Consider the following 16276-nt stretch of genomic DNA (forward strand, 5'->3'; position numbering starts at 1 on the left):
CACACAACAGATTTGGAGGAAATGATGAAAAACATCATCGGTATCTACACCAGCCCACGACCTCACTGGGTCGGCGACGGTTTTCCGGTTCGCACGCTGTTTTCCTACGACAACCTGGGCAAACACATCAGCCCGTTTCTGCTGCTGGATCATGCCGGCCCTGCCGAATTCACCCCGACCACCGAGCGTCGTGGCGTTGGTCAGCATCCGCACCGCGGTTTTGAAACCGTGACTATCGTCTACAAGGGCGAACTGGAACACCGCGATTCCACCGGCAGCGGCGGCAAGATCGGCCCCGGCGATGTGCAATGGATGACCGCGGCTTCGGGGATTCTCCATGAAGAGTTCCACTCCGAAGGTTTCGCCAAGAGCGGCGGCACCCTGGAAATGGTGCAGCTGTGGGTCAACCTGCCGGCCAGGGACAAGATGGCCGAGCCCGGTTACCAGACAATTCTCGACGCTGACATTCCGAGCATTCCACTGAAGAACAACGCTGGCAGCCTGCGCTTGATCGCCGGTGAGTTCGAAGGTCATCGCGGCCCGGCGCGGACCTTTACACCAATCGATGTGTGGGACGTTCGCTTGAACGCCGGCAAGTTGCTGACCCTGGACCTGCACGAAGGGCGCAACACCGCGCTGGTGGTGCTGCGCGGCACGGTTCAGGTCAACGGTGCGGAACTGGTGCGAGAAGGGCAGTTGGCGTTGTTCGAGCGCGACGGTGATCAGCTCAGTCTGCAAGCCCATAACGACGCCGTGGTGTTGCTGCTAAGCGGCGAGCCGATTGACGAGCCCATTGTTGGCCACGGCCCGTTCGTGATGAACACCGAGCAAGAAATTCACCAGGCCTTTGCCGACTTCCAGTCGGGACGCTTTGGCCGGATGAGTGATTGAAATCATTCTTGTAGCGCTGTGGCGTGCCGGGTTTGGCTGACTACGCTTGCCTGGCCACGTTTAAACGAAAAATCAGAGTTCACTTCCGCCGGCCCGTTCGGCATCGATAAAAAGCGAGGATTACCCCATGACTACTTCCTACAAACGTCTCGACAAGGATAACGCCGCCGTTCTGCTGGTCGATCATCAGGCAGGTTTGCTTTCTTTGGTGCGCGACATCGATCCGGACCGTTTCAAGAATAACGTGCTGGCCCTGGCCGACCTGGCCAAGTACTTCAAGCTGCCAACGATTCTGACCACCAGTTTCGAAACCGGCCCCAACGGCCCACTGGTGCCGGAACTCAAGGAGTTGTTCCCGGATGCGCCGTACATCGCTCGCCCCGGCCAGATCAATGCCTGGGACAACGAAGACTTCGTCAAGGCGATCAAGGCTACCGGCAAGAAACAACTGATCATCGCCGGTGTGGTGACCGAAGTCTGCGTGGCGTTCCCGGCGCTGTCGGCCCTGGCCGAAGGTTTTGAGGTGTTCGTGGTGACCGATGCTTCCGGCACGTTCAACGAACTGACCCGTCAATCGGCGTGGGATCGCATGTCCTCGTCCGGCGCCCAACTGATGACCTGGTTCGGCCTGGCCTGTGAACTGCATCGCGACTGGCGCAACGACGTGGAAGGCCTGGCGACTTTGTTCTCCAACCACATCCCGGACTACCGCAACCTGATGACTAGCTACAACACTCTCACCAACAGCAAGTAATTAATGTGTGCGGGCTTATGTTGCGAGGGGGCTTGCCCCCGTTGGGGCGCGAAGCACCCCTAAAACCAGTCACCGCGATCTTGAATTAGAACGCGGTGACCCGGTTTTACGACTGCTTCGCAGCCGAACGGGGGCAAGCCCCCTCGCCATATAAGCCCGCTCCCACATTGGTTTTGTGGTGTTTTTGCCGATCGCAGGCTTCGCCAGCTCCTACAATCTGTGAGATCTTCGCGCCACTGGCCCTTGCTGGAGTTGTTTGATGCTGTCACTGCTCACCGATCATCCGTTGTTCTGCGCGTTTATCCTGATTCTGATTGATCTGGTGTTGTGGCGTTTGATCGCAGCCAGCGGCAGCAATTGGAAACTGGCGGTGCGGCTGGTGATTTTCGCGCTGTTCAGCATGCTGCTGTTCAACGAAGGCTTGAACCCGATGGAGTCGGCGCCCTGGGCCGACAATGTGCCATTGCACCTGGCGGCGACCGGTTTGCAAATTGGCTGGTGGCTGTTCGGCGCGCGCACCCTGACGGTGTTGATCGGCGTGGGGATGATGCAACGGGTCGGGCACACCGGACGCTTGTTGCAGGATCTGCTCGGCGCAGTGATTTTCCTGATCGCGATCATCGCCGCCCTGGCGTACGTTCTCGATCTGCCAGTCAAAGGCGTGCTGGCAACGTCCGGCGCGTTGGCGATCATTGTCGGCCTGGCCTTGCAAAGCACCCTCAGCGACGTGTTCTCCGGGATCGTCCTGAACACCACCAAACCCTATCAACTGGATGACTGGATCTCCATCGACGGCACCGAAGGCCGGGTCATCGACATTGACTGGCGCGCCACGCGCCTGCAAACCGCGCAAGGCAGCATGGCGGTGATTCCCAACTCCCTGGCGGCCAAGGCCAAGATCATCAACTTCAGCCGGCCCAGTGACATTTTCGGTGTATCGATCAGCTTGCAAGTGAGCCCCCACGCTCGTCCGCAAAAGGTGATCGATGCACTGGAGCGGGCCATGCAGGGCTGTCGCCTTCTGTTGAACAAACCAGCGGCGAGTGTGACGTTGAAAACCTCCTGCGGCACCGGCGCGGAATACGAAATCAGCGGTTTCGTGGTCTCTATGGATCAGAAGCGCACGGTGCGCAATCAGCTGTTCGACTTGGCATTCCGGCACTTGCAGGCATCGGGTATCAACTTGCTGTCGAGCACCGAGCCCAACACGTCCGCTGCCCTGTCACGGCCGCTGGCACTGCTGGAAAGCTCGAGTATTTTCTCGACTCTGCGTCAGGAGGAGAAAGAAGCCTTCAGCCAGAACATGACCCTGCAAACCTTCCGCGCCGGGGAAATGATCTTGTCGGCGGGGGAGGTCAGCGATCATTTGTTCATCATCGAATCAGGCGTGGTATCGGTGGAGCTGAGCCGTGGCGGGGTCAAGTTCGAATCCGGGCGCATGGGCCCGGGGGAGGTGATTGGCGAGGCCGGGATACTGTCAGACTCGTCAGTGCCGGCGGACATCAGCGCCAAGACTTTTTGCAGTTTGTACCGGATCGAAAAGGAATACCTCAAACCGTGCCTGGAGGCGCGGCATGACATCAGCGAAGCGATGAAGACATTGCTCGATTTCCGTTTGCACAAGGCTCAGACGTTTGCTCAGGAAGTGCCGAAGGTAGTGGCGAAAAAGGGCTTTTTGCAGTGGTTGCGTAGCCACACTTGACACGCTGATTGCATTGGCGGGCGATGGGGCCTATCAGTCTTCGGTTGCTTGCGCTGGCTGGGTGTTGGCGTAGCGACGCAGGACATAGTAGAACGGCCGGCCATTCTGATAGACCAGGTTGACCGGCAGTTTCTCGATGTCAGCCCGGGACATCAATCGGTATTTCTGGCCGTCATCCAGCACTGCGCCATGCCACGGTGTACGCCAGATGTTGTCGCAATCCATCAGCTTGATGCCGATCTTCTTACTGTGCGGTGGCTGAGGGTGGATCGACAGGCGAATGGCTTCGGGAAACACTTCTTCCACCAATGCACTCCAGGCGTTACTGCGAATGATCACCTGATAAGCGAGCGCCTTGGATTCTTCTTTTAGTTTGTTCTTACTGCGGTCCGGTTTGCGGAACTTGAGGTCGGTAAACATAAAACGGTGAATACCGTTAAATAGGTTGGCGGTTTCTGGGTCGGTTTTAACGGCGGCCTTCAAGGTTTCCAAGGGACGACCGTAGAGTTCGACAAGTTGCTGGCGAATATGCTCGAAGTTATGACTGTTGAAGTGGTCCTCAAGGTTGAATAGTTGAATGTTGTCCAGGTGATGCTCGTCCAGGATATGGCGTATGGCCTGTCCATAGTGGGTCACCTCTTCATCACGAACCCCCACGCAGTCAGAAAAGGCCCGACCATCCGAGCAGATGATGATGTTCGCGCCGGGGGGATAGACTGCGGTGATTTTCAGGCACAACGCGTTGAGTTGCTGCAGGCTAAGGTGTTCGCCAAGGTCGGGAGCGGAGCCCAGGACCTTGGACAGATTGGGCGACTTGGCGGGGAAGGCGGGTAGAATAAAGCGGATGGGGGCGCCTTGCTCCATCGCGGCAACGATCTTGTGAATGTGCAGTTGCAGGCAAACTTTGCAGGGGAACATCAGGCAGCGGTCATGCTCCTCGGTCAGCCGGCGTTGTCGGTAGATAATTCTAAGAATACTTCTGGCTGTTTGTTCATGTTCAGGCAGTGGCAAAGAACTTGCGACAGGCAAGGGGTGGTCGGTATTCGAGTCCATTCGAATTTTTCCTTGTAAAAATAGTGAAGTTTGATGAGACGAATTGCCTCTGGAGTGTAACGTTATTGATTTAGTTGGCGAGATGGGGAAGTGCGGGGATTTGTTTTCGTTTATTACGCTTGAGGTGTTGTGTCGCTAGCGGGCGGCTGTTCATTGTTGCCAAGGCGCCCTGGCCTGAGTGCAATTAAGTGGCGTGGACCGAGATCTGGAAATTCTCAAGCCGCACGTTGTTTTTTCACGGCGACCAATGGCCTCCTCGACTTTTGCAATATTGGCTATTTGGCAGGTTGGCTCGGGGGATTAACGTAGCGTCAACCCCACCCACTGGAGTTCCACCATGCAACCTCGTATCGATTTCTACACCGCCTCCCCGGACGGCCTGAAAGCCATGATGGCCCTGGAAGCCGCCGTCTCGAAGCTGCCGCTGGAAAAGTCGCTGATCGAACTGGTCAAGCTGCGCGCATCACAGATCAACGGCTGTGCCTTCTGCATCGACATGCACACCGCCGATGCCATCAAGGGTGGGGAAACGCCACGCCGGCTGTTTGCCGTGACGGCCTGGCGCGAGGCACCGTTCTTCACCGATCGTGAACGCGCCGCACTGGCCTGGACCGAATCCTTGACCCAACTGAGCCTGACTCACGCCCCGGACGAAGACTATGCGCTGCTCAGCGCCGAGTTCAGCCCCAAGGAAATGGTCGACCTGACCGTGGCGATTTCCACCATTAACAGCTGGAATCGGCTGGCCGTGGGTTTTCGCAAAATGCCTCATGAGTAAGAATCGGGCTCAATGCGCATCGGCACTTGGCGCGGCCGGTGGTTGCACCTTGCGCATCAAGGGCACCATCGCCGTGGCGAGGATGAAGCAGACCATGATCATCAGGAACGCGTCGCCAAAAGTTTGCGTCTGCGCTTCGCGGTAGGTCAGCAGCCATAGCTGACGCAGGCTGGCGGTGACGCCGATGTCACCGCTCTGGCCGAGGGTAGCGAAGTTGTTGCCGACCTGGGACAGCCACTGATTCAGCGCTTCGTTGGTGCTGTTGAGGTTCTCCGCCAACCTTGTGAAGTGCAGGTTGGTGCGGTCATTGAGGATGGTCGCGCACGCGGCGATACCCATCGCGCCGCCGAGGTTGCGCATCAGGTTGAACAACCCCGAAGCATGTTTGAGCCGCGCGGGCGCCAGTCCGCCGAGGGTCAGGGTCACCGCGGGCGGCACTGCCAGTTGTTGAGCGATCCCGCGCAAGGCTTGTGGCAGCATCAATTCTTTAGCTCCCCAGTCATGGGTGATCGGGCTGAAATCCCACATCGACAGGGCGAACAGCCCAAGGCCGGTCATCATGATCCAGCGCAAGTCGATGCGGTTGGCCAGAAAGGCGTACAGCGGAATCGCCAGAATCTGGAACACCCCGGTGGAAAAAACCGCCAGGCCAATGTCCAGCGCGCCGTAACCGCGCACCCGGCCGAGAAACAGTGGTGTCAGGTAAATCGTCGCGAACAGGCCGATCCCCGTGACGAATGAAAAGAAACAGCCGAGGGCGAAGTTGCGGTCTTTCAAGGCACGCAAATCGACGATCGGATTGGCCACGTGCAGGGTTCGACCAATGAAGGCCAATCCGGCCAGGCCGCTGATCCAGGCGGTGGTCAGAATCGTGCTGTCGCTGAACCAGTTCCAGCGCGGGCCTTCTTCGAGGGTGTATTCCAGGCAGCCGAGAAACACCGCCATGAACAGCATGCTCAAGTAGTCGGCGCCCTTGAGCAGCGACAATTCCGGCTGGTCGATTTTCACCAGCATCGGCACCGCCACCGCGACGAAAATCCCCGGCACCAGGTTGATGTAGAACAGCCAGTGCCAGGACGAGATGTCCGTGATCCAGCCACCGATCACCGGCCCCAGCGTCGGTGCCAGCGAGGCCACGGCGCCGATGGTCGCGGCGGCGATCACCCGTTGTTTGCCGGTGAAGAAAAAGAATGCGGTGGTGAACACCAGCGGGATCATCGAACCGCCAAGAAAGCCTTGCAGGGCGCGGAAGGCGATCATGCTCTGGATGTTCCAGGCCGCGCCGCAGAGCAGGCTGGCCAGGGTGAAACCCACCGCCGAGGCGCAGAACAACCAACGGGTCGAGAACACCCGGGACAGCCAGCCCGATAGTGGAATCACGATGATTTCGGCGATCAGGTAACTGGTCTGCACCCACGCGGTTTCGTCGGTGCCGGCCGAGAGCCCGCCGCCGATGTCACGTAGCGACGCCGAGACGATCTGGATATCCAGCAGCGCAATGAACATGCCGATGCACATCGTGGCGAAGGCGAATACCTTGGTCGCCGTCGCCATGTTGGCGGCGTTGAACGGCTGCGTGGGGGCGGCGAGGGCGCGGTTCATGGCGCGCTGGCCACGGTCGGGGTTTCAGGTTCGGCGCGAGTGTCCACTTCGGCCGTCACCGACAAACCGGGGCGCAGATGACCGAGCACGCCGTCGGCCGGATCGAGCAGGATTCGCACCGGCACCCGCTGGACGATTTTGGTGAAGTTGCCGGTGGCGTTTTCCGGTGGCAGCACGCTGAACTGCGAACCACTGGCTGGCGCGAGGCTGTCCAGATGACCGTGGAATTCACGTCCCTTGAGCACGTCCGCATGAACGATCACACGCTGGCCTGGCGTCATCCGCGACAGCTGATCTTCCTTGAAATTGGCATCGACCCAGAGTCCGCTGGCCGGCACCACCGACAACAGTTGTGAACCGGCCTGAGCGTAAGCGCCGACCCGTGCCCGACGATTGCCGATCACGCCGTCGACGGGGGCTTTCAACTCGGTGTAACCGACGTTCAATTGCGCCAGATCACGCTCGGCCCGCGCCTGGATCAACGCGGCGCGCGCTTGCTGCTTCTGGGTTTCGATCACGTTCAATTGGCGTTGCGCGGCCAGCAGTTCGGCCTGGGCCCGGGCACTCTGCGCCTGGGCAGTCTTGAAGGTGGCGTCGGCCCGTTGCGCGCTTTCCACCGAGACGGCATTGCTGTTCACCAGGCGTTTGTAGCGGGCGTTATCGTCCCGCGAGCGGGCCGTTTCGGCGCCGGCTGCATCGATGCCGGCGCGGGCCTGGCCGATCACCGCGTGTTGCAGTTGTTCGGTAGCGTCGAGGTTGGCGAGCAACGCTTCTTCGGCAGCCACTGCACCTTCGGCCTTCACCAGATTGGCGCGGTAGTCACGGGCATCGAGCCGAATCAACACATCCCCGGCCTTGACCCTTTGGTTGTCGGTGACCAGCACCTCTTCGATATACCCCGCAACTTTTGACCCGATCACCGTGACGTCGCCACCGATGTAGGCATCGTCGGTTTCTTCGATGAAACGGCCGGCGGTCCACCAATGGGCTGCGTACAGCCCGATGAACACCAGGGCTGCGATGGCCGCGGTTAACAAGACCAACCGTTTGAGCAGGGGAGGCTTGGGTGGATCCACCGCAACAGCAAGATCGGGTTCAAGGCTGGGCATGCTGGTCATGGAGTAGTACCTGTGGGAAACACAATCCTTATTACGGATGTAATATGACGCAGGTAATATTTAGTGACAATGGATTTCTGCTACCGATCGTCAGTTGGCGTCGGTGGAAAGAAACCTGACCAATTGTTTAAGAAATGTAAGCGTTGTAGGACGCGTCTTGCATTTGCGTAGGAACGATCTGACTATCACTCGCATTGACGGAGTGGCATTAGGCCATTTTATGATCGCAAGGATGTTGAGTGCCGTATTCGTTTTGCGCTGTTCCTCGTCGTAGTCCCACGCCTTGCACGCTGTTGTCGGCCTTGCTGCTGAGCCTGAGTGTTTCCTCGCTCAAGGCGGCCGAACCCTCCGCTCCAGGCCAGGAAGTGCTGCGCCAGCAGCAACAACAACAGCGCGACCTGCAACAACTGCAACTGGAACAGCGCCGCCGGCAACTGGAGCGCGGCAGTTTCGGTGCGGCGCCGGTCACGCCTGTCGTTCCTGCCACGGTGCCTGCCGATGAGCGCTGCTGGCCCCTGAGCGGAACGCGCATTGGCGGCGTGACGCTGATCAGCAGCCAGACACTCAATGAGCGAATCAAACCGCAGCTGTCGTCGTGCATGGGCGTCGGTCAGATCAACCATTTGCTGGCGACCATCACTGGCCTGTATGTCGAGGCGGGTTACATCGCCAGTCGGCCGTACCTGCGCAGCGCGCCAGCGGCGGGGCAGTCGCTGGATATCGTGGTCGATGAAGGCTACGTCGAGTCCATCGAGCTGGCCGACCAGAGTCTGCCGGTGTCCCTTGGCGGTGCGTTTCCCGGAATGCTCGGCAAGCCGCTGAACCTGCGGGACCTGGAGCAAGGCCTGGATCAGTTGAACCGCTTGCGCTCCGTGGATTTGACCGCCGACATCGCCCCCGGCAGCCAACCCGGCGCCTCTCGGCTGATCCTGCGTTCGCGCACCCACGGGCAGTCGCGCTGGGCATTGGGCCTGGGCGTGGACAACCTCGGCAGCGCCAGCACCGGGCGCGATCGCGACACCTTGAACCTGAGCCTGGACAGCCCGCTGGAGCTCAACGACGCGCTCAATCTGAACGTCAGCGACACCCTCAATCAGGGCGACCGCTACAGCCGCAATGCCAGTTTGTACTACGCCATTCCCTACGGTTACTGGACTTACAGCCTGTTCGCCAGCCACGCCGAATACCGTGCGCCGTTCAAACTCAGCACGCTGACATTCCACAGCACCGGCATCACCGATCAACTGAGCCTGCGCGCCGACCGAGTGCTGTGGCGCGATCAAAGCCATCAACTGAGCGCCAACCTGCAACTGGCCCACAAGGACGTCGACAGTTACCTGGAAAACATTCGCCTGGGCATCCAGAGCCCGACCCTGACCGTGGCCGAAGCCGGACTCAATCTGTTCTGGCTCAACAGCGCGGTGTGGAACCTGGACATCAATTACGCCCAGGGCTTGCGCTGGCTCGGTGCCGATGACGATGCCCAGCGCCAGGTCAACAACCTGCCCAAGGCGCAATTTCGCAAATACCGCGCCGGCCTCAGTCAGTGGCGCAACGGTCAGTTCGGCCAGCAGGCCTGGCAATGGCAGAGCCAGTTCAACGTGCAATACAGCCCCGATCCGCTGCCGGCCATCGAGCAATTACTGGGCACCGACGATTCCGCGGTGCGCGGCTATCGGGTCAGCAGTGCGTCCGGTGCCAGCGGCGCGATCTGGCGCAATACCTTGCGCCTGCCATTGCGCAGCGCTCTGCCAGTGCAGATCACCCCACGGCTGGGCCTGGACAATGGCTGGATCAAGGCCGACCACGGCGCTCAAGGGCAACGCCTGAGCGGCGCCAGCGCCGGGGTCAACTTGAGCTGGAAAAACCTGCAAGTTGACGTCGATTACCAACGCAGCCTCAACACCCCCAGCGGTTTGCAGCATGAGCCAGAGACCTGGCTGATGCGCGTGGGGTTGCAGATATGAACACCAACAAACAGCCGTCGGACCTGAGCGCCACAGCCACGGCCCACAACTCAGCGCGCAACGTGATGCCGCACTTTAATTGAGAGGTTTTTATGCCTGCACAGACATTTGCGTTCCATCTTTCCCCTCGGGGCAAACTGCGCTGGGCGATTGCCAGCCTGTTCCTGATTGCTCATCTGCCCAACGCTTTGGCAGGGGGCGTAGTGGTCGCGCCGGGCCCCGGCGGCACCGCGCAATTGCAAACCCAGGGCGGCGTACCCATCGTCAACATCGTTGCGCCTAATGGTTCCGGCCTGTCCCACAACCAGTTCCTGGACTACAACGTTGACCGTCAGGGCCTGGTGCTGAATAACGCGCTGCAAGCTGGGCAGTCGCAACTCGCCGGGCAACTGGCAGCCAACCCGCAATTCCAGGGGCAGGCCGCGAGCGTGATCCTCAATGAAGTGGTCAGCCGCAACCCGTCGGCCCTCAACGGCGCCCAGGAAATCTTTGGTCGCGCCGCCGATTACGTGTTGGCCAACCCCAACGGGATTTCGGTGAACGGCGGCAGTTTCATCAACACCCCGAACGCCAATCTGGTGGTCGGTCGCCCGGAACTGAATGACGGCAAGCTGCAAGCCCTCAGCACCCGCGACGCCACCGGCACCTTGCAGATTCAAGGCGCGGGCCTGCAAAACCGCGAAGGCTCGCTCAACCTGATCGCCCCACGCATCGACAGCCAGGGCAACCTGAGCGCCCGGGATCAATTGAACCTCACCGTTGGCCGCAACCAGGTGGATTACGCCAGCGGCCAGGTGAAAACCGTGGACCCGGCCGGCAACACTCAAGACCAACGCATCGACGCCAGTCTGTTCGGTGCGATGCAGGCTGGGCGCATCAACATCGTCAGCACCGCTGAGGGCGCAGGCGTGCGGGTCGGCCCGGTGCAGGTAGACGGTCGTGAGGGTGTGCAGCTTCGTTCCGCCGGTGACCTGAGCATTAGCGGTCAGGCCGTTCCCGACAGCCTCGATGTGGTCCGTGCCGGCGTGCGCAGCAGTCAGGGCGATGTCGGTCTGCACAGCGGCAAGGACCTGCTGCTGGCTGCTGCTGATGTCAGTGGCCGTGACGTCAAGGTCGACGCCAAACGCAACCTGACCTTGACCACCGTCGAAAGCCGCAAGCTTCAAGAGAAGCGCGAAAACTGGAACAACAGCACCATCGGCATCACCTGGGAAACCTACGACCGGACCCAGACCGACAGCGACTCGCGCCAGCACGGCAGCCAGATTCTCGCCAGCCGGGACGCGCAGTTGTCGTCCGGTGCCAACACCGAACTCAAGGCGGCCAAGGTCGACGCTGCCAATACTCTCAGCGTCCAGAGCGGCGGCGATCTGCGCCTGACTGCCGCCACCGAAAGCCACACCCAAACCGATCAAGGCAACCACCGCAAACACCTGTGGAAGGCCAACTGGGACACCAGCAGCGAAGAGCAGCGCAGCATCACCACACAGCTGAAGGGCGGCAATATCGCTTTGGCCACGGCGGCGTTGTTACGTGCCGAGGGCGCGGAGTTGAGCAGCAAGGGTGATATCCAGCTCGCCGGCAAACAGGTCGAGATCACCAGCGCCAGCCGCACCCAGCGCAACAGCGACAACCGCTATTCCGGCGATCTGGTGGGCGGCGGTTTCTTCGGCAAGACCGGCGACGCGGATCAGGGCAAAACCCTGAACCAGGGCAGCAAGGTCAATGCCGGCGGCAAACTGATCGTCAAGGCCGACGATGTGCGCATCAGTGGCAGTCAGGTGCGCGGTGGCAGCGTGGCCAGCGTGATCAGCGACAAAGGCTCGCTGGTCATCGATGGCGTGCAAGACACCTCCCATGCCAACAGCCACGACAAGGACAGTAAGTTTTTCGGCATCACCAAGGATGAAACCCGTCAGAACGCCAAGGACAGCACCACGGTGCGCAGCGAACTGACCTCCGACAGCAACCTCAAGCTCAAGAGCGCCAAAGACATCGAAGTGGCCGGCTCCACGGTCAAGGCCAATGGCACCCTCAGCGCCGAGGCGACGGGGGACGTCAATGTGCATTCCGCGCAGAACACCCATGAGTCCGGCAACACTACCGAAACCCGTGGCTTCGATGCCTATGCCAAGGAAAACACCCCGGGCGCCGGGCAGTACCGCGCCGGTGTGCATTACGAAGACAAGCAGCAAACCGCGAGTACCCGTGATGTCAGCCAGCAAGGCTCCAGCCTCAGCGGCGCCAACGTGCAACTGGCGGCGGGCGGTGATCTGACCCTTAAAGGTGCCGAGGTCAAAGCCACAAACGGCAACGCGACCCTGAGCGGTAAAAACGTGTCGCTGCTGGCCGAGCAGGACAGCCACAGCACTTCGACGGACACCACCAGTACCAGCGGCGGCTTCTACTACACCGGCGGCCTCGATCGTGCCGGCAGCGGAGTGGACTTCACCCACAGCACCTCCCAGGACACCACGAACAAAACCACCGCACAAACCACCAGCATCCAAAGCAGCGGCAACCTGAATATAAACACCGGCAAACTCACCACTGAAGGCGCGCGTATTGATGCGGGCAAAGGTCTGAATGTCGCCGCCACCGAGGTCGACAATCGGGCCGCGAGCAACACCGATAGCAGCACTCATACACAGAGCAACTGGTCGGCAGACGTCGGTGCCAACGTCGAATACAAAGACATCGCCCGACCGATCGCCAAAGCCGTCGAAGGCGTACTAAACGGCAAGGTGCCGGACAAGGACGCACTGGCCAACCTCGGCCAGCCGAATGTCGGCATCGACGTGGCGATCGGTCATCAGAACGGCAGCCATACCGGGCAAAACAGCAACGCCGTGGTCAGTCAGTTCAAGGGCGGCACGGTGGACGTGAATGTCGCCGGCACGTTGCAGGATCAGGGCACTCAGTACCAGGCGAGTGCGGGCAAAGTGAACATCAGTGCCGACACGTTGGTGGCGAGCGCCGCGAGCAATACCCACGGCAGCACCGATCAGGCGCTGGACGCCAAGGCTGACGTGCGGGTCTACACCAAAACCGGTGAGGACGTGAACGTCGCCGGCAGCGGTGCGGGCGGCAGCAGCCAGACGCGTAAAGACAGCTCCACCGCTGTGGTCGGCGGCTATGCCGGTAGCCAAGGCGTGAACATCAACCTGCGTAATGACGGCCAGTTTGAAGGCAGCCATTTCGATGGCGGGCAGGGCGGTGTTTCGATTAAAACCGGCGGTGAGCTGGCGTTGAATCAGGCCAATGACCGCCAGAGCAGCGACAGTTCCAGCCTGCGTGGCAACGGTTCGCTGAGCGTCGGCACGGCTCCTGGCACCGATGGCACCAACGTCAATCTCGGTGCTGGTTTCCAACTCGATCACAAAGGCAATCAGACTCAGGACAGCCAGGCTCGCGTGGCAAGTATCGAGGGCAAAGGCCCGGTGCAATTGAGCAGCGGCGGCGACCAGACCCTGCAAGGGACGACAGTCGATACCGACGGCGCCATCGACCTGAAGGCCGGCGGCAAACTCGACCTGCAAGCGGCCACCGACACCCATCGCGCCACGGGCAGCAATCTCGGCGGCGGTTTGAAGGTGGGCGGCAGCAAAACCAGTACCGAGAAAAGCAGCGATCAGGGCGGCAACCTGAGCGCCAACTTCAACATCGGCCGGGTCAATGAAAGCAACCAGACCCTGACTGGCGGCAAGCTCAACAGCCAGGACAAGATCCAGCTCAGCGGCGATTCAATCCATCTGCAAGGCACTCAGGTCAGTGCACCGAACGTGTCCCTTGATGCGCAAAACGGCGGGGTCTATCAGGAATCGGCCCAGTCCACGCAAAACCGCACGAACTGGAACGTCGCCCTGAATGCCGGCGGTAATCTGAGCAACAGCACACCGACGGCCACCAACGAAAAAGACGTGGCCAAGAGCGATCATGGCTTCAATGCCGGGGCCAAGGTGGGCGTGGATTACCTGCAAGGCACGACTCAGCAGAACAGCCAGATCAAGGCTGACAGTGTGGTGTTGAAGAGCGCGGGCGATGTGCAGTTAGCCGGTGTGCGGATTGATGCGACGACGGTCAGTGGCAAGGTCGGTGGCGACCTGACCGTGGAAAGCCGTCAAGACAGCCAGAGCAGCGCCAAGGTCGATGTTGACCTCGGTTTGACCGGCAAGAAAGCAGCGCCAGTCGACAAGGACAAAGTAGCCGACAACACTAAACCGGGCGGGACGGACTACAAGCCGACCCTGAAACTGGATGCCAGCTACGCCCATAAGGACAGCATCAACCAGGCCTCCGGCATCAACGGCACACAAGGCGTGAGTCTCAAGGTTGGCGGTGCAACGCAATTGACCGGCGCACGGCTTGCTTCATCTGAAGGTCGTGTGGATTTAGCGGGCTCCAAGGTCAGCGTTACCAACCTGAGCAACCGCGATTACGGGATCAAGGCTGGACTCGATCTGCCAGAAAAACCACAAACCGAGGGCAGCAAACCCGACGTTTCCGCCGCTGGGGAGCACAGCGTCAAACTCGGTCCCGTGACCGTGGGTGGTCATTACGATAGCCAATCGCTACAGGCCGGGATCGACGAGAAAAACATCTAAGTAGCCCATGCATCCCCCAGTGGGAGCGGGCTTGCTCGAAGGCGGTGGGTCAGTCGACATAGTGTTGCCTGATACACCGCCTTCGCGAGCAAGCCCCACATTGGAGTACCGCCGTACACATATTTTGTGTTCACAGAAGATCTACTGTGGGATCACCTATTCTGGTGGGGCGAGGTTACCCAACGCTCGGTTTATCCAGCAGGTGGAATGCATTGCTTCTGCTTAATAGGAAGCATTACTATTCACGCCTTCCTCCCCACAGCACACCGCAATGACCCCCAAGCTGCCCCGCAGACACGGCTTTTTCGAGCATTACGAAGAGTTGATCGGCACCTGGACCCGTCGTCTGAGAAATCGTCAGCAGGCCGAGGACTTGGCCCACGACACCTTCGTGCGGGTGCTTGAGTCCGATTCGGCGGCGGTGCAACAACCTCGGGCGTATTTGCACCAGACCGCACGCAACATTGCGGTGGACGGGTATCGGCGTGAGGATCGGCGGGGTGCCATGGAGTCGGAGGCGATCGATCACAGTGTGTCGTCGTCCGGCGACCCGGAGCATTTCATGCACGCGATCCAGTTGGCCGATTCCATTGAACGGGCGCTCACCGAGTTGCCGGTCAACTGCCGCAAGGTGTTCGTCTGGCAGAAGATCGAAGGCCTGACCCAGGCCGAAATCGCCGAACGCCTGGGGCTGTCCAAGAACATGGTGGAAAAGTATATGATCCGCACCCTGCGGCACCTGCGTGATCGTCTGGACGGGTTGCAACCATGATTCGCCGCGGCTTCTCATCCCCAGCTCAACAGGACTTTCCATGATGGATACTTGTGATTGTGCGTGCGGGCAAACAACGGTTCGCGATGAAGCGGCGCGGTGGTTTGTGCGTTTGCAGGACCCTGCCGTCAACGCCGAAGAGCAGCGGGATTTCGAGGTCTGGCGGGACGAACACCCGCAGCATCGCGACGAATATCAAATGCTCCAGAGCCTGTGGGCGGCGGCCGATCTGTTGCCGGCCAAGCGCTTGCACGCCTTGTGCGAGACCCCGCCGGCACGCCGCACACGTTATCCACGGGTGCGTTACGCGGTGGCCGCCAGTGTGTTGGCGGTGGCGCTCGGCCTGGGGTTGTTCAGTGGCTTGAACCATCCGGCGACCTACACGGCTGAATATTCCACGGCCCTTGGCGAGCGTCGTCATGTGGCGTTGCCGGACGGTTCGGTGATTGATCTGAACAGCCGCAGCCGGGTGCAGGTGCGCTATGAAAAAGATCGTCGCGGCATTGAGTTGACGCAAGGCGAGGCGATGTTCAGCGTCGAGCACGACAGCAGCCGACCGTTCGTGGTCGAGGCGGGCAGCGGCAAAGTGACAGTCACCGGCACCCGTTTCGACGTGCGTCGCGACAGCACCGAAACCCGCGTCGTCGTAGAACAGGGCACGGTCAAGGTTCAAGGTAACGGCGCTGATTTCATCAGCCTCACCGCCGGCCTCGGTACTCGCGTCAATGCCCAGGGCATTGTCGCCGCCGCTTATGCGGTCAACCCTGCAGAACTGACCGCGTGGCGCAGCGGCAAACTGGTGTTCAACAATGCCAGCCTCAGCGAAGTGGCCGAAGAGGTGTCGCGCTATCGGCAAAAACCGCTGACGGTCGTCAGCGCCAAAGTGGGCAATTTGCGCCTGACCAGTGTGTTCAAATCCGACAACACCGACGCACTGCTCAAGGCCTTGCCGAGCATTCTGCCGGTGGCCATACGGACCCTCGATGATGGCAGTCAGGAAATAATTGCCCGATAGATTCAGGTTTTTTTCGAGTT

Annotated in this window: 11 protein-coding genes; 8 read left to right on the forward strand and 3 right to left on the reverse strand. The window is 60.2% G+C overall.

Features of this window, described 5'->3' with window-relative positions:
* Positions 1-24 precede the first annotated feature (24 nt).
* The 3 genes from PMI18_RS00770 (at position 25) to PMI18_RS00760 (ending at position 3347) form a co-directional block, all read left to right on the forward strand.
* Positions 25-891 carry a pirin family protein gene (locus PMI18_RS00770; protein WP_007907675.1) on the forward strand — a complete coding sequence of 289 codons (867 nt, stop codon included), beginning with the start codon at positions 25-27 and terminating at the stop codon, positions 889-891.
* Positions 892-1018: 127 nt separating this feature from the next.
* Positions 1019-1645 (forward strand): isochorismate family cysteine hydrolase YcaC, encoded by a 627-nt coding sequence (ycaC, locus tag PMI18_RS00765; RefSeq protein ID WP_007907677.1) that lies wholly within the window; start codon positions 1019-1021, stop codon positions 1643-1645.
* A gap of 259 nt (positions 1646-1904) precedes the next feature.
* Positions 1905-3347 carry a mechanosensitive ion channel family protein gene (locus PMI18_RS00760; protein ID WP_007907680.1) on the forward strand — a complete coding sequence of 481 codons (1443 nt, stop codon included), beginning with the start codon at positions 1905-1907 and terminating at the stop codon, positions 3345-3347.
* A 33-nt stretch (positions 3348-3380) separates the two neighbouring features.
* Here the strand turns inward: PMI18_RS00760 and PMI18_RS00755 are convergent, their stop codons facing one another.
* On the reverse strand, positions 3381-4400 hold the full coding sequence (locus PMI18_RS00755) for an isocyanide synthase family protein (protein ID WP_007907686.1): 1020 nt from the start codon (positions 4398-4400) through the stop codon (positions 3381-3383).
* A 337-nt stretch (positions 4401-4737) separates the two neighbouring features.
* Between PMI18_RS00755 and PMI18_RS00750 the strand changes: the two genes are divergently transcribed.
* Positions 4738-5178 (forward strand): carboxymuconolactone decarboxylase family protein, encoded by a 441-nt coding sequence (locus PMI18_RS00750; RefSeq protein ID WP_007907691.1) that lies wholly within the window; start codon positions 4738-4740, stop codon positions 5176-5178.
* 9 nt (positions 5179-5187) lie between these two features.
* On the opposite strand, the gene PMI18_RS00745 is transcribed toward PMI18_RS00750, so the two are convergent.
* Positions 5188-6780 (reverse strand): DHA2 family efflux MFS transporter permease subunit, encoded by a 1593-nt coding sequence (locus PMI18_RS00745; protein WP_007907693.1) that lies wholly within the window; start codon positions 6778-6780, stop codon positions 5188-5190.
* A complete protein-coding gene (locus PMI18_RS00740) occupies positions 6777-7898 on the reverse strand; it encodes an HlyD family secretion protein (RefSeq protein ID WP_007907695.1) in 1122 nt (373 codons plus the stop codon). Before PMI18_RS00740 ends, PMI18_RS00745 begins: the two co-directional genes overlap by 4 nt.
* Before the next feature lie 239 nt (positions 7899-8137).
* On the opposite strand from PMI18_RS00740, the gene PMI18_RS00735 reads away from it, so the two are divergent.
* From PMI18_RS00735 to PMI18_RS00720, 4 genes are all read left to right on the forward strand, one after another.
* Positions 8138-9865 (forward strand): ShlB/FhaC/HecB family hemolysin secretion/activation protein, encoded by a 1728-nt coding sequence (locus tag PMI18_RS00735; protein WP_007907697.1) that lies wholly within the window; start codon positions 8138-8140, stop codon positions 9863-9865.
* Positions 9866-9957: 92 nt separating this feature from the next.
* Positions 9958-14469, forward strand: a complete 4512-nt coding sequence (locus PMI18_RS00730; RefSeq protein ID WP_007907698.1) for a hemagglutinin repeat-containing protein — start codon at positions 9958-9960, stop codon at positions 14467-14469.
* A gap of 271 nt (positions 14470-14740) precedes the next feature.
* The gene (locus PMI18_RS00725) at positions 14741-15241 is read left to right on the forward strand and encodes a sigma-70 family RNA polymerase sigma factor (protein ID WP_007907700.1); all 501 of its coding nucleotides are present in this window, start codon (positions 14741-14743) and stop codon (positions 15239-15241) included.
* A gap of 40 nt (positions 15242-15281) precedes the next feature.
* Positions 15282-16256, forward strand: coding sequence for a FecR family protein (locus PMI18_RS00720; RefSeq protein WP_007907701.1), 975 nt, complete (start codon positions 15282-15284; stop codon positions 16254-16256).
* Positions 16257-16276: the final 20 nt, after the last annotated feature.

The organism is Pseudomonas sp. GM102 (assembly GCF_000282555.1).
Taxonomy (GTDB): domain Bacteria; phylum Pseudomonadota; class Gammaproteobacteria; order Pseudomonadales; family Pseudomonadaceae; genus Aquipseudomonas.

What these genes read in the sequence shown, in the direction of transcription:
- PMI18_RS00770 (WP_007907675.1), top strand. Translation starts at nt 25, where the DNA reads ATGAAAAACATCATCGGTATCTACACCAGCCCACGACCTCACTGGGTC.
- ycaC (WP_007907677.1), top strand. Translation starts at nt 1,019, where the DNA reads ATGACTACTTCCTACAAACGTCTCGACAAGGATAACGCCGCCGTTCTG.
- PMI18_RS00760 (WP_007907680.1), top strand. Translation starts at nt 1,905, where the DNA reads ATGCTGTCACTGCTCACCGATCATCCGTTGTTCTGCGCGTTTATCCTG.
- PMI18_RS00755 (WP_007907686.1), bottom strand. Translation starts at nt 4,400, where the DNA reads ATGGACTCGAATACCGACCACCCCTTGCCTGTCGCAAGTTCTTTGCCA.
- PMI18_RS00750 (WP_007907691.1), top strand. Translation starts at nt 4,738, where the DNA reads ATGCAACCTCGTATCGATTTCTACACCGCCTCCCCGGACGGCCTGAAA.
- PMI18_RS00745 (WP_007907693.1), bottom strand. Translation starts at nt 6,780, where the DNA reads ATGAACCGCGCCCTCGCCGCCCCCACGCAGCCGTTCAACGCCGCCAAC.
- PMI18_RS00740 (WP_007907695.1), bottom strand. Translation starts at nt 7,898, where the DNA reads ATGACCAGCATGCCCAGCCTTGAACCCGATCTTGCTGTTGCGGTGGAT.
- PMI18_RS00730 (WP_007907698.1), top strand. Translation starts at nt 9,958, where the DNA reads ATGCCTGCACAGACATTTGCGTTCCATCTTTCCCCTCGGGGCAAACTG.
- PMI18_RS00725 (WP_007907700.1), top strand. Translation starts at nt 14,741, where the DNA reads ATGACCCCCAAGCTGCCCCGCAGACACGGCTTTTTCGAGCATTACGAA.
- PMI18_RS00720 (WP_007907701.1), top strand. Translation starts at nt 15,282, where the DNA reads ATGATGGATACTTGTGATTGTGCGTGCGGGCAAACAACGGTTCGCGAT.